Source organism: Streptomyces flaveolus, assembly GCF_000716535.1.
Classification (GTDB): domain Bacteria; phylum Actinomycetota; class Actinomycetes; order Streptomycetales; family Streptomycetaceae; genus Streptomyces; species Streptomyces flaveolus_A.
This window is the reverse complement of the sequence record NZ_JNWV01000008.1, coordinates 202378-214992: the sequence shown is the minus strand read 5'-3', so window position 1 is coordinate 214992 and position 12615 is coordinate 202378. Positions and strand designations below refer to the sequence as shown.

At 71.8% G+C, this 12615-nt stretch carries 12 protein-coding genes; 3 read left to right on the top strand and 9 right to left on the bottom strand.

Translation table 11 applies throughout. The features are described from left to right. Positions 1 to 375 precede the first annotated feature (375 nt). Entirely contained in the window at positions 376 to 1383 is a 1008-nt protein-coding gene (locus OO52_RS10880; RefSeq protein WP_030658233.1) for a stage II sporulation protein M, read from the bottom strand. A gap of 142 nt (positions 1384 to 1525) precedes the next feature. On the opposite strand from OO52_RS10880, the gene OO52_RS10875 reads away from it, so the two are divergent. Beyond that, a complete protein-coding gene (locus OO52_RS10875; protein WP_030658231.1) occupies positions 1526 to 2461 on the top strand; it encodes an RDD family protein in 936 nt (311 codons plus the stop codon). A gap of 55 nt (positions 2462 to 2516) precedes the next feature. On the opposite strand, the gene OO52_RS10870 is transcribed toward OO52_RS10875, so the two are convergent. Then, positions 2517 to 3131: a hypothetical protein gene (locus OO52_RS10870; RefSeq protein ID WP_030658229.1), complete on the bottom strand. Its 615-nt coding sequence runs from the start codon at positions 3129 to 3131 to the stop codon at positions 2517 to 2519. Between the two features lie 320 nt (positions 3132 to 3451). Then, positions 3452 to 4909: an adenosylhomocysteinase gene (gene ahcY / locus OO52_RS10865; RefSeq protein ID WP_030658227.1), complete on the bottom strand. Its 1458-nt coding sequence runs from the start codon at positions 4907 to 4909 to the stop codon at positions 3452 to 3454. 517 nt (positions 4910 to 5426) lie between these two features. Between ahcY and lepB the strand changes: the two genes are divergently transcribed. Continuing rightward, complete coding sequence (gene lepB, locus OO52_RS10860) at positions 5427 to 5984, top strand: signal peptidase I (protein WP_030936899.1); 558 nt, start codon at positions 5427 to 5429, stop codon at positions 5982 to 5984. Between the two features lie 21 nt (positions 5985 to 6005). Here the strand turns inward: lepB and OO52_RS10855 are convergent, their stop codons facing one another. From OO52_RS10855 to OO52_RS10835, 6 genes are all read right to left on the bottom strand, one after another. Next, positions 6006 to 6986: a cation diffusion facilitator family transporter gene (locus OO52_RS10855; protein WP_030658224.1), complete on the bottom strand. Its 981-nt coding sequence runs from the start codon at positions 6984 to 6986 to the stop codon at positions 6006 to 6008. Positions 6987 to 7154: 168 nt separating this feature from the next. Then, a complete protein-coding gene (gene manA / locus OO52_RS10850) occupies positions 7155 to 8306 on the bottom strand; it encodes a mannose-6-phosphate isomerase, class I (RefSeq protein ID WP_030658221.1) in 1152 nt (383 codons plus the stop codon). Between the two features lie 100 nt (positions 8307 to 8406). Then, positions 8407 to 9534, bottom strand: coding sequence for an SIS domain-containing protein (locus OO52_RS10845; protein WP_030658217.1), 1128 nt, complete (start codon positions 9532 to 9534; stop codon positions 8407 to 8409). A gap of 55 nt (positions 9535 to 9589) precedes the next feature. Beyond that, positions 9590 to 9760, bottom strand: a complete 171-nt coding sequence (locus OO52_RS47055) for a Trm112 family protein (RefSeq protein WP_014673093.1) — start codon at positions 9758 to 9760, stop codon at positions 9590 to 9592. 73 nt (positions 9761 to 9833) lie between these two features. Then, positions 9834 to 11198 (bottom strand): phosphomannomutase/phosphoglucomutase, encoded by a 1365-nt coding sequence (locus tag OO52_RS10840; RefSeq protein WP_030658215.1) that lies wholly within the window; start codon positions 11196 to 11198, stop codon positions 9834 to 9836. Between the two features lie 207 nt (positions 11199 to 11405). Further along, complete coding sequence (locus OO52_RS10835; RefSeq protein ID WP_030658212.1) at positions 11406 to 11831, bottom strand: DUF3499 domain-containing protein; 426 nt, start codon at positions 11829 to 11831, stop codon at positions 11406 to 11408. Positions 11832 to 12182: 351 nt separating this feature from the next. Here OO52_RS10835 and OO52_RS10830 point away from each other — a divergent pair, with 351 nt between their 5' ends. Further along, a complete protein-coding gene (locus OO52_RS10830) occupies positions 12183 to 12569 on the top strand; it encodes a metallopeptidase family protein (protein ID WP_030658210.1) in 387 nt (128 codons plus the stop codon). Positions 12570 to 12615 lie beyond the last annotated feature (46 nt).

Below are 12615 nucleotides of genomic sequence, written 5' to 3'. Positions count from 1 at the left end.
CACCCTCTCGGGCTTTCCTCCGGGCGCTTCCCTTCGGTCTTGCGTTTCCGACTCTATCAGATCTTTTCTCGACCCGATTTCCTCGGTGCTTTCCAGGTTTGCGCTCTCGCGTTTCCCTTTCCGGCTTTTCCGACTTTATCAGAAGTTCTTGGCCGGTCTGACCGGCCGCTCATTCCTGAGTAATCGGAAGGTGCTTCCCGGAGTGCCGTTCACGGCTCCCGGCGAAGCGATTAGATTCTAACGGCTGCCCGCTGGATCTGTCCAGCTCCGGGCAACTGTTTGAATCTACCTCCCCACTCCCTCCGTGTCAACGGCTCTTGCGGGGCGAAGAGGAGATTAGCAGCTCACAGGGGTCGAGTGCACATCCGCCGGCCGTCAGGCGGCCGTGGGGACCGAGGAGCTGCGGTCCGTGGCTTCGAGATCGCCCGTCTCACCCGCGCGTGCCGCACGCCCGCCCAGCACGTAGACGTACGTCAGGAACGCCAGCTCGGCCGCGACTCCGATGCCGATGCGGGCCCAGGTGGGCAGGCCGGAGGGGGTGACGAAGCCTTCGATGGCACCGGAGACGAACAGGACCAGGGCGAGGCCGATCGCCATGCCGACGGCAGCCCGTCCCTCCTCCGCGAGCGCCGCGCGCCGGCTGCGCGGGCCGGGGTCGATGACGGTCCAGCCGAGGCGCAATCCCGTACCGGCGGCGACGAAGACCGCGGTCAGTTCGAGCAGGCCGTGCGGGAGGATCAGACCGAGGAAGGTGTCGAGGCGGCCGGCCGAGGACATGAGGCCGAAGCCGACGCCCAGGTTGAGCATGTTCTGGAAGAGGATCCAGAGGACGGGCAGTCCCAGAAAGACACCCAGGACCAGGCACATCGCCGCCGCTTGGGCGTTGTTCGTCCAGACCTGGGCCGCGAAGGCGGCAGCCGGATGGCTGGAGTAGTAGGTCTCGTACTCACCGCCGGGCCGGGTCAGCTCCCGCAGCTGGCTGGGTGCCGCGATGGACGACTGCACCTCGGGGTGGGTGCCGATCCACCAGCCCAGGAGGATGGCGACGGCGGTGGAGACCAGCGCTGTGGGCACCCACCAGTGGCGGGTGCGGTAGACGGCGGCCGGGAAGCCCTGGCCGAGGAAGCGCGTGACGTCCCGCCATGACGCGCGGCGGGTGCCGGCGACGGTGCTGCGCGCGCGTGCCACGAGCTGGCTGAGCCGTCCCGTCAGTTGCGGGTCCGGAGCGCTCGACTGGATGAGGGACAGGTGGGTGGCGGTGCGCTGGTAGAGGGCGACGAGTTCGTCTGCTTCGGCGCCGGTGAGCCGGCGTCGGCGGCCGAGCAGTGCGTCGAGCCGGTCCCATTCGGCTCGGTGTACGGAGACGAAGACGTCCAGGTCCATCGGGTCTGCCTGCTCCTCGGCTGGTCGTCCACGGCTCGTCGTGGATGCTCGTGCTTGCTGTCAGCTTGTCGTACTGCGGCGCGATGCGCCCACAGCTTGGCAGACTTGCGGTTCAGGGGCGGACCAGGGAAGGGCGGCGGGCGTGAGTGAGCTGGTGACGGGCGAGGCGGTGGCGCTCGAACTGCGGCCCGCGAAGCTGCCGAGCAGGGCGCTGGCCGTGTTGTTGGACCTGGTCGTGGCGGTGGTCGCGTACATCGTCGTGATGATGGTGCTGGCCGTGTCGACGGCTTCGTTGGACGAGGCCGCGCAGCTGGCGCTGTCGATCGCGACGTTCCTGCTGGTGCTGGTCGGCGGGCCGATAGCCGTCGAGACGCTCAGTCACGGGCGTTCGCTGGGGAAGCTGGCGTTCGGGCTCCGGGTGGTGCGGGACGACGGTGGGCCGATCCGCTTCCGGCATGCGCTGGTGCGGGGCGCGATCGGGGTGGTGGAGATCCTGATGACGTTCGGGGTGGTGGCCTGTATCGCCTCGCTGGTCTCGGCTCGGGGGCGGCGGCTCGGGGACGTTTTCGCGGGCACCCTGGTCGTTCGGGAACGGATACCCGCCGGGCGGACCGGCTTCGTTCCGCCTCCGCCGCCGTGGCTCGTGGGGCGGTTCGCCGGGCTGGACCTGTCGGCGGTCCCGGACGGGCTGTGGCTCGCCGTCCGGCAGTACCTGACCCGGATGCAGCAGCTCGATCCGCAGGTCTCGGCGGGTATGGCACAGCGGCTGGCGGCCGACCTCGCGGAGCGGACCGGGGCACCGGTGCCCCGGGACCTGCCTCCTGCCGCCTTCCTGGCGGCCGTGGTGCACGAGCGGCAGTCCCGTGAGGTCCGGCAGGCGTTCGGGAGGGGCGGCGGCGGCTTCGCTCCGCCGATGGCAGGGCCCGCAGCACAGCCGGTGGCGCACCCGGCAGCACCGCCGATGGCGCACGGAGCCGCACCGCAGCCGCCGCAGGCCCCTCTCGCTCCCTCGTCGGCGCCGCCGCGGGAGGAGTCCCGGACCGACCGGCCGGCCACGGGGTTCGCGCCGCCGGCGTAGTCCGGGTCTGCTTCCGCCGTGCTCGCGGCACCCCGGGCCGCCGGGGGTACCGGGTTCAGTCGAATCGCGACGGCGGTGACTGGAGGTCTTCCAGCTCGATCCCGGGTGCGGCGAGGACGACGTCGCCGGCGATGTGGACGGTGTGCTGTTCACCGGTGTCCAGGGCTGTGACCTGGTATTCGTCCACGATCAGGGGGGCGTTGTCAGTGGCGTGTGCTTCGCTGTTCACCAGAGCCCAGGACTGGTCCACGGTGCGGGGGGCGAGGACGGGGTCGGTGAAGGCCACGAGGCGTACGCGGGTCGCGGCGGACGAGGGGGTGAGGCGCAGGAGCCGGGCGGTGGCGACGAGGAACGCGGGGGACGTGCCGGTGAAGGCGTGGGCGCGCACATTGCCTTCGGTGGCTTGGGTGCCGGTGGGGTCGGTGCGGACCCAGGTGACGCCGTCGATGGCGGCGCCGCGCACCTGCCAGTCACCCGCGTGGAGTTCGAGGCGGATGGGGCGGCCTAGGTCGTCCAGGGCGAGGTCGACCGAGCCGCGGTGGTCGCCGGCGGGGCCGGTCAGCCGGGAGACGTAGCGCCAGCCGGACGGACCGGGGGCGCACTGGAAGTGTTCGTCCGCGAGGGGGGTGTGATCGTGCGGATCGTGGAGCGAATAACGGCCGCGGGGCATGGGGGTCCTGGGTCTTGACGGGCTGATCCGGCCGGAAGGCGCGGGTCCGGGAGCGATAGGGCGAGGGGTCGGAAAGCCCTGGGTCCCGAAACTCCCGGCTCCCCGAAACCCTGGCTTGCGGGATCCCTGGGTCCGGGAAGCCATGGCTCGGCCGGCCAGGCTCGGGGCGCCACGGGCCGGGTGCCGCAGGTCAGGGAGCCAAAGGGGCAGGCCCCCGGCACGGGGGTGCGGGGGCCTGCCTCGGAGGACCTGCTGCCGGGAGGGTGCGCCGGTGCACCGCGCACTCCCCCGGCGGGCTGGACTACGGGAGGATCACCGGATCAGTAGCGGTAGTGGTCCGGCTTGAACGGGCCGTCGACCTCCACGCCGATGTACGCGGCCTGCTCCGGGCGCAGCTTGGTGAGCTTGACGCCGAGTGCGTCCAGGTGGAGGCGGGCGACCTTCTCGTCGAGGTGCTTGGGCAGCACGTAGACGCCGATCGGGTACGCGTCGGGCTTGGTGAACAGCTCGATCTGGGCCAGGGTCTGGTCCGCGAAGGAGTTGGACATCACGAACGACGGGTGGCCGGTGGCGTTGCCCAGGTTCAGCAGGCGGCCCTCGGAGAGGACGATGATCTTCTTGCCGTCGGGGAACGTCCAGGTGTGGACCTGCGGCTTGACCTCGTCCTTGACGATGCCGGGCACCTTGGCGAGACCGGCCATGTCGATCTCGTTGTCGAAGTGACCGATGTTGCCGACGATCGCCTGGTGCTTCATCTTGGCCATGTCCGAGGCCATGATGATGTCCTTGTTGCCGGTCGTGGTGATGAAGATGTCGGCCTTGTCGATGACCTCGTCCAGGGTCGTGACCTGGTAGCCGTCCATCGCCGCCTGCAGGGCGCAGATGGGGTCGATCTCGGTGACGATCACGCGGGCGCCCTGGCCGCGCAGGGACTCGGCGCAGCCCTTGCCCACGTCGCCGTAGCCGCAGACGACGGCGGTCTTGCCGCCGATCAGGACGTCGGTGGCGCGGTTGATGCCGTCGACCAGGGAGTGGCGGCAGCCGTACTTGTTGTCGAACTTCGACTTGGTGACGGCGTCGTTGACGTTGATCGCCGGGAAGAGGAGGACGCCGTCGCGCTGCATCTCGTACAGGCGGTGGACACCGGTGGTGGTCTCCTCGGTGACGCCGCGGATCTCCGAGGCGAGCTGGGTCCACTTCTGGGGGTTCTCGCCCAGGGTGCGGTGCAGCAGCTGGAGGATGACGCGGTGCTCGTCGGACTCGGCGGTGTCCAGGGCGGGGACCTCACCGGCCTTCTCGTACTCGACGCCCTTGTGGACGAGGAGGGTGGCGTCGCCACCGTCGTCCAGGATCATGTTGGGACCGCCGGTGGGGCTGTCCGGCCAGGTCAGCGCCTGCTCGGTGCACCACCAGTACTCCTCCAGGGTCTCGCCCTTCCAGGCGAAGACCGGGACGCCCTGCGGGTTGTCCGGCGTGCCGTTCGGGCCGACGGCGATGGCCGCGGCGGCGTGGTCCTGGGTGGAGAAGATGTTGCAGGAGGCCCAGCGGACCCGGGCGCCGAGGGCGACCAGGGTCTCGATGAGCACGGCGGTCTGCACGGTCATGTGCAGCGAGCCGGTGACGCGGGCGCCGGCGAGCGGCTGGGCCTCGGCGTACTCCTTGCGGATCGCCATGAGGCCGGGCATCTCGTGCTCGGCGAGGGTGATCTCCTTGCGGCCGAACTCGGCCAGCGAGAGGTCGGCGACCTTGAAGTCCTGTCGGTTCTCGACAGTCGTCATTACGAGCTGCTCCTCGGGGTTGGGGCGAGGTGGGTACGGCTGGTCTGCGCGGCGGCGGACACAGGGGTGCCCGAGAAGAGGACACAGGCATGCCCACGTACGCGCAGCGCAGTCCGTCGGAGGCCCTCTCTCCCTCGGTCGGTCCGCGTGGGACCGCCCGACCGCCATCAGCAGCGACGTCTGGCTCCGTCCCAAGCTACACCGGACGGCCCGGTCGGCCCCAGTCCGCCTGAGCATTCGACGGGCCGTACGCGCGGCGTTCTCGTCGGTGGGCACCGCTCACCGGCGAGGGTGCGGCGAGCGGTCACGGGAGTGCCGAGGGCACCGGGCGTTCACGGAGGACCGCTATTGTCCGCGCCGCGGACGGGCCGCATGGGGAGGACGGGACATGGCGGGCAGAGGGCGGGGACTGGGGATCGCGGCGCTGGTGGTGGGGCTGCTGGGTGTGGTGCTGGCCGGGGGTGCCTTCGTCTACGGGCGCGGCGCGTACGGCACGGGCACGCAGCCGAGCCAGAGCATGGAGCCGACGTACCAGCGGGGTGACCGGATCATCTGGGAGCGGGTGGACGGGAGCGAGGTGCGGCGCGGTGACGTCGTGGTGTTCTCGTTGCCGGGGCGCTACCGGTCCGCGGGCGTTTTCATGCAGCGGGTGATCGGCGTGGGCGGCGACCGTGTGGCGTGCTGCACGAACGTGGGCTCCGAGGAGCGGGTCACCGTGAACGGCAAGCCGGTCGAGGAGCCGTACGTCTACGAGGGGGACGCCGACGGTGTGCACCGGCCGTACGACGTGAAGGTGCCGCGGGGCCGGCTGTTCCTGATGGGTGACCACCGGTCCGACTCGATGGACTCCCGCTTCTTCGCCGCCGATCACGGCGGAACCGTGCCGGCGGACGCCGTGCGGGGGCGGGTGACGGACGACCGTACGGGCCCGGCCCTGCTGGGTACGGCCCTGCTCGCGGGCGGTCTGCTGGTCCTGACCGGTGCCGGGCTGGGGATCGCCGCCCTGGTGGTGCGGCGGCGGAAGGCGCCGACGGTGCCGCCGGCGCCCTGGCCCGTGCAGCCGGCTCAGGGCTGAGGGCCGTACCGCGGAGTTTCCTCAGTGACCGGCGGGGTGCGGGGTCGGGCCGCCCGGGGTCGCGTCCGGGTCCGGGCCCTTGGCGGCCTCGGCCTCGCTGTAGATGTCCGGTTCCAGGTAGATGACGCGGGCGATGGGGACGGCGGCGCGGATACGGGCCTCGGCGGCGTCGATGGCGCTCGCGACCTCGGTGGCCGTGTCGTCGTGCCGGACGGCGATCTTGGCGGCGACCAGCAGCTCCTCCGGGCCGAGGTGGAGGGTGCGCATGTGGATGATGCGGGGGACCGTGTCGCCGTCGACGATCGCGGCCTCGATCTTCTTTATGTCTTCGAGCCCGGCGGCCTCGCCGAGCAGCAGCGACTTGGTCTCGGCGGCCAGGACGAGGGCGATCAGGACGAGCAGGACACCGATGCAGAGGGTGCCGATGCCGTCCCAGACGCCGTCGCCGGTGAGCAGGGAGAGGCCGACGCCGCCGAGGGCGAGGATCAGACCGATGAGCGCGCCGAAGTCCTCCAGGAGGACGACGGGCAGCTCGGGTGCCTTGGCGCGGCGGATGAACTCCTTCCAGGAGAGCGTGCCGCGCAGGCCGTTGGACTCCTTGATGGCCGTGCGGAAGGAGAAGCCCTCGGCGATGATCGCGAAGACGAGGACGCCGACCGGCCAGTACCAGTGCTCCAGGTCGTGCGGGTGGCGGACCTTCTCGTAGCCCTCGTAGATGGCGAACATGCCGCCGATGGAGAAGAGGACGATCGAGACGAGGAAGGCGTAGATGAACCGCTCGCGGCCGTAGCCGAAGGGGTGCTGCGGGCTCGCCTGGCGCTGCGCCTTCTTGCCGCCGACGAGCAGCAGGAACTGGTTGCCGGAGTCGGCGAGCGAGTGGACGCCCTCGGCGAGCATCGAGGAGGAGCCGCTGAACGCGAACGCCACGAACTTCGATGCCGCGATGGCGAGATTGGCGCCGAGTGCCGCCACGATCGCCTTGGTACCGCCTGACGCGCTCATGTGTTCGCGTTGTCCCTTCGCCTCTGTCGCCCTGGTGCGTCCGTCCGGACGAGTGCCCGGCTTTGCCCGGCCTTTGCCGGTGGGCCATTCTTGCAGCCCGGCCGGGCCCCGGTGCGTCAGGTATCCACAACCCCGGTCATATGATCCACAGGTTGTCCACAGCTCCGGTCATACGATCACGGTGGCGCGGAAGACCGTGCCCGCGCCCGCGATCTCCGCCCGCTCGCCGGCCGGGACGAAGACCGACTGACCGGCCCGCAGCTCGAGTTCGCCCGCCCGGACGGTGCCGGCCGTGCAGAGCAGGATCTGCGGGGTGTCCCGGGTGAGGTCGTGGGCGGCGCCGCCCTCGGGGAGGACGTACCGGGAGAGCCGGAACTCGTCGATCGGGGTCTCGTAGACCTCCTCGCCCTCCGGGGAGGCCTCCGGGCGCAGCACGCCCGGGTCGCTCGGCTCGAAGCGGACGATCCGCAGGAGTTCGGGGACGTCGACGTGCTTGGGGGTCAGGCCGCAGCGCAGGACGTTGTCGGAGTTGGCCATGATCTCGACGCCGAGACCGCTGAGGTAGGCGTGCGGGATGCCGGCGCCGAGGAACAGGGCCTCGCCGGGCTGGAGCCGGACGTGGTTGAGCAGCATGGCCGCGATGACGCCGGGGTCGCCCGGGTAGTGGTGGGCGATGTCGGCGTAGGGAGCGTAGGCGCCGCCGAGGCGGGTGCAGGCGGCGGTGGCCTCGGCGACCGTGCGGGCCATCTCCTCCGGGTCGGCGCTGAGGATCGCGGTGAGGACCTCGCGCAGGGCCGCGTCCTCGGGATGGGCGTGCAGCAGGTCGACGTACGGCTTGAGGGAGTCCACGCCGAGCCCGTCGAGCAGGTCGGCGGCCCCCACCGGGTCGCGGAAGCCGCACAGGCCGTCGAACTCGGTGAGGGCGCAGATCAGTTCGGGCTTGTGGTTGGCGTCCTTGTAGTTGCGGTAGGGGGCGTCGACGGGGATGCCGCGCCGCTCCTCGTCGGCGTATCCCTCCCTGGCCTGTTCCAGGTCGGGGTGCACCTGGAGGGACAGGGGCGCGCCGGCGGCGAGGATCTTGAGCAGGAACGGCAGCTGGGGGCCGAACCTGGCGACCGCGCGGGCACCGAGTTCCCGCTCCGGGTCGGCCTTGATGACCTCGACGAGGGTCCCGCGCTCGGTGCGCGACGGGGCGCCCGGGTGTGCGCCCATCCACATCTCCGCCTGGGGTTCACCGGTCGGCTCGACGCCGAGGAGGTGCGGGATGGCGGTGGGAGAACCCCAGGCATAGGGGCGGATGGTGTTGTCGAGGCGATCCATGTGTCTTCTCAGTCTCCGTACGTACGCTGCTCGGCCGCGTCGGCGACTGTACCTTCGCGGTGCCGGGGGGCGGGCTCGGGTCGTCCGGCCCGGAACAGGATCAGGCCCCTGAAGCGAGCGCCAGGTAAACGGCGGCGAAATCCGTGACGGCGATCAGTTCCGCGAGGGTCTCCAGTTCGCCGCCCTCCTCCGGTTCGAGTTCGCTGATCGCCGTGTCGTGGCTGAGGGCCACGTCACGGGCGGCGGGGGCGGCGGTGAGGCCGGTGATCGGGCGGTCGCGGAGCAGCACCACGCGCGCGTGCAGCGCTGGCGGCTCCTCGACGCGGTCGCGGAAGAAGTCCTCCGGGTCGGCGCTGGCGGCGAGCGGGCCGGCCAGCAGGGCGCCGTGCGCGGCGAGCGCCTCGGGCAGTTCGGCGACCAGGGCGGGGCGGCCGGCGAGTTCGGCGAGCGCGGCGGCGAAGCGGCGGCCCGCCGGACCGGCCGAGGTCCCTTCCGTCCACACCAGCGGGAGCGCGTCGGCGAGTTCGGCGGCGAGGGTCTTCGCCGGGTTGCTGTAGGTCGCGATGGCGGGGCCGCAGCGCTCCGCGATGTGGTCGAGGCGGTCGGCGACCTTCTCCAGGGCGTCCGGCGCGGCGGCGATCAGACCGATCCGGTCCAGGAGCGCGAGCAGCGGGGTCAGCAGCGCCCAGAAGACGCCCGGGGAGGACGCGGCGAGCGGTTCCTCCTGGTCGTACGGTGCCGTCGCCATCGGGACGAACATGCCGTGCGCGCCGGCGACCGCTTCGGCGAGCGGGGTGCCGGGCGGGGCCACGGCGGCTACCGAGCAGCCACGGCGGTAGGCCTGGTCGGCGAGGAGGGACAGGCTCGGTTCGGTGCCGTCCGGGGTGGCGATCAGCAGCAGGTCCACCGAACCGGCCCAGCCCGGGAGTTCCCAGCGCAGGGCGCCCGCTGCCGGGGCGACGCCGGTGGGGGCGAGCCGGACGACGGGGCTGCCGGGGCCGGCCAGGGTGCCGAGGAGGTCGGCGGTGTGGGTGGCGGCGGCGCCGGGGCCCGCGATGAGGACCGCGCGGGGGCGGCCGTCGGGCTTGAGCTCGCCGATGCCGGCCTCGGTGGCGTGCCGGGCGGCGGTGCGGACGCGGGCGCCGGCCTCCGCCGCGCCGCGCAGCAGACCCCGGCGGTCGGCCTCGGCGAGGCCCTCCGGGGTGTCGAGCAGCGTTTCGTCCAGCATGGGCGGCAGCCTCCGATGGCCGGGATCCTGGGGTGCTACGAGGTGACGGGCCTCGTCACTCGGGGCGGCGGGCCTCGTCGACCAACAGGACCGGGATGCCGTCGCGGACCGGGTAGGCGAGGCCGCAGTCCTGGCCCGTGCAGATCAGCTCGGTGTCCTGCTCCTTCAGCGGGGCATGGCAGGCCGGGCAGGCGAGGATCTCCAGGAGGCCGGCTTCGAGCGGCATGGGCTGTCCCTTCAGAGGGCGTACGGGTGTCTGTGCATATGCCTGGTCAGCGTACCGCTCATGGGCAGACCGCTCAGCCCCTGATGATCGCCAGTGCCTCGTCGCGGACCTTCGTCATCGTGGCCTCGTCCTTCGCCTCGGCGTTCAGGCGCAGGAGCGGCTCCGTGTTGGACGGGCGGACGTTGAACCACCAGTCGGCCGCGGCGACCGTGAGGCCGTCGAGGTCGTCGAGGGTGACGTCGGCGCGGCCCTCGTACGCGGTGCGGATCGCGGCGAGGCGGGCGGCCTGGTCGGCGACGGTGGAGTTGATCTCGCCGGAGCCGGTGTAGCGGTCGTACTGGGCGACCAGGGCGGACAGCGGGCCCTCCTGGCCGCCGAGGGCGGCGAGGACGTGCAGGGCGGCCAGCATGCCCGTGTCGGCGTTCCAGAAGTCCTTGAAGTAGTAGTGGGCGGAGTGCTCGCCGCCGAAGATCGCGCCGCTGCGGGCCATCTCCGCCTTGATGAAGGAGTGGCCGACGCGGGTGCGCACGGGGGTGCCGCCGTTCTCCTTCACCACCTCCGGGACCGTGCGGGACGTGATCAGGTTGTGGATGACCGTGCCCTTGCCGCCGTTGCGGGCCAGTTCCCGGGCGGCGACCAGCGCGGTGATCGCGGACGGGGAGACCGGGTCTCCGTGCTCGTCCACGACGAAGCAGCGGTCGGCGTCGCCGTCGAAGGCGATGCCGAGGTCGGCGCCCTCCACCGGGACCCGCTTCTGAAGGTCCACGAGGTTGGCCGGGTCGAGCGGGTTGGCCTCGTGGTTCGGGAAGGTGCCGTCCAGTTCGAAGTACATCGGGACGAGGGTCAGGGGCAGGCCGGCGAAGACCGGGGGGACCGTGTGGCCGCCCATGCCGTTGCCGGCGTCGACCACGACCTTCAGGGGGCGGATGGACGTGAGGTCGACCAGGGAGCGGAGGTGCGCCGCGTAGTCCTCCAACGTCTCGCGCGCAGAGAGGGTTCCCGGCCGGTCCACGGGCTCCGGGGCGCCCTCCGCCAGCCAGCGCTCGACCAGTTCGCGGATCTGCGTGAGGCCCGTGTCCTGGCCGACGGGGGCGGCGCCCGCGCGGCACAGCTTGATGCCGTTGTACTGGGCCGGGTTGTGGGAGGCCGTGAACATCGCGCCCGGCAGGTTCAGCGCGCCGGAGGCGTAGTAGAGCTGGTCCGTGGAGCACAGGCCGATCTCGGTGACGTCCGCGCCGCGGTCCGCCGCGCCGCGCGCGAAGGCGCGGGAGAGGCCGGGGGACGAGGGCCGCATGTCGTGGCCGACGACGATGGCCGCCGCTTCCGTCACCTCCGCGAAGGCGGCGCCGAAGAGTCCGGCCAGTGCCTCGTCCCACTGGTCCGGGACCACTCCGCGCACGTCGTACGCCTTCACGATCTGCGACAGATCAGCAGTCACGGCCAACCCTCCTGAAGTCCTATGGGTGCCCACAAACTACCCGCCGGGCGTTCGGGCGCCGTGCGCGGACACCAGTCGGACGCGCGGTGGACCCCCTTCCGTAACGCCCGGACGGGCCGGACCGTCACGCGGGCCGGGGGTGGCGTGGGGTGGCGTTCCGTCGTGGCGCACAGGCGGCCCCGGGGTGGTGCTCGCCGGTTGTCGCGCTCAGTTGTCAGGGGAGCGCAGGACCCTCAGATGGCCGCGGCGGGCGACCTCCATGGGGTCGGCGGCGCGGGATCCGCCACCGCCGGCCTCCGCCGCGCGCTCCTGCGGACGGGCCGCCTCGCGCACGGCGTTGGCGAGCGCTTCCAGATCGTCTCCGCTGGGCCGCGCGGGCGCGGATCCGTCGAGGAGTCGTACGACCTCCCAGCCGCGCGGGGCGGTGAGGCGCTCGGAGTGCTCGGCGCACAGGTCGTAGCAGTGGGGTTCGGCGTAGGTGGCGAGCGGGCCGAGGACCGCGGTCGAGTCGGCGTAGACGTACGTCAGCGTCGCGACGGCGGGTCGGCCGCAGGCGGTGCGCGAACAGCGACGTACAGGGCTCACGACGTTGGACGGTACCGCACTCTTGAGCGGGCCGCGACGACTCTCCACCAGGTCACTCCACCGTGTCGTGTTGTGAAACGCCCCACACACCCCTTCGAGCGGACTTCGTTGACCTGCATGGACGCATCTGCGGTGAGTGCCGGGCGGGACCGCGTCCGGTCAGGAGTCGGCACAAACACCGTCAATTGCCTTGAGTTCGGCGGTCTCGGAGAGTTACGGAAACGAGCCAGACCTTGGCTGAAATGGTCATCCTGCGACATGCGGGGGCAGGGGCCGGTTGCCGCGCGGAGCCGGACGTGCGGAGGGCGCGGGGACTACCCTTCACCAGTGATGGACAACCGTGTACCGCCCCGTGCCGCCGGCCCCGGGCCCCGTCGCCGTGATCGCCACGGGCGGGGCATGCGAGGGCCGATCGCGCCGCCGCAGGTGCCGCTGGCGGCCAGCCGTGCCGAGGTGTTCGCGGACCTGGTGCAGGACTCCGTGGAACGCCTCGAGCGGCGGTGGCCGCAGCTGGCCGACATCGACTTCCTGGTGCTGGAGGTGCCCCGGTTGGAGGGGCGCGGAGATCAGGTGGCGTGGGCGGACGACACCGTTCCGCTCGGTGGGGTCAGTCCCGCGCGGGACGGACGGCGGGCTCGGGTGGTCGTGTACCGGCGGCCCGTGGAGATCCGGACCAAGGGGCGGGACGAGCGGGCCGCGCTGGTGCACGAGGTGGTCGTGGAGCAGGTGGCCGAGTTGCTGGGGCTGACGCCGGAGACCGTGGACCCCCGGTACGGGGAGGACTAGGGCACCTTTGCCGGTGCCCGGCGTCCCGTGCTGGGCGGGGGGCGGC

Excerpts from the sequence above, each read along its gene's own strand:
- OO52_RS10880 (WP_030658233.1), bottom strand. The coding sequence starts at position 1,383 with ATGGACCTGGACGTCTTCGTCTCCGTACACCGAGCCGAATGGGACCGG.
- OO52_RS10870 (WP_030658229.1), bottom strand. The coding sequence starts at position 3,131 with ATGCCCCGCGGCCGTTATTCGCTCCACGATCCGCACGATCACACCCCC.
- ahcY (WP_030658227.1), bottom strand. The coding sequence starts at position 4,909 with ATGACGACTGTCGAGAACCGACAGGACTTCAAGGTCGCCGACCTCTCG.
- lepB (WP_030936899.1), top strand. The coding sequence starts at position 5,427 with ATGGAGCCGACGTACCAGCGGGGTGACCGGATCATCTGGGAGCGGGTG.
- OO52_RS10855 (WP_030658224.1), bottom strand. The coding sequence starts at position 6,986 with ATGAGCGCGTCAGGCGGTACCAAGGCGATCGTGGCGGCACTCGGCGCC.
- manA (WP_030658221.1), bottom strand. The coding sequence starts at position 8,306 with ATGGATCGCCTCGACAACACCATCCGCCCCTATGCCTGGGGTTCTCCC.
- OO52_RS10845 (WP_030658217.1), bottom strand. The coding sequence starts at position 9,534 with ATGCTGGACGAAACGCTGCTCGACACCCCGGAGGGCCTCGCCGAGGCC.
- OO52_RS47055 (WP_014673093.1), bottom strand. The coding sequence starts at position 9,760 with ATGCCGCTCGAAGCCGGCCTCCTGGAGATCCTCGCCTGCCCGGCCTGC.
- OO52_RS10830 (WP_030658210.1), top strand. The coding sequence starts at position 12,183 with ATGCGAGGGCCGATCGCGCCGCCGCAGGTGCCGCTGGCGGCCAGCCGT.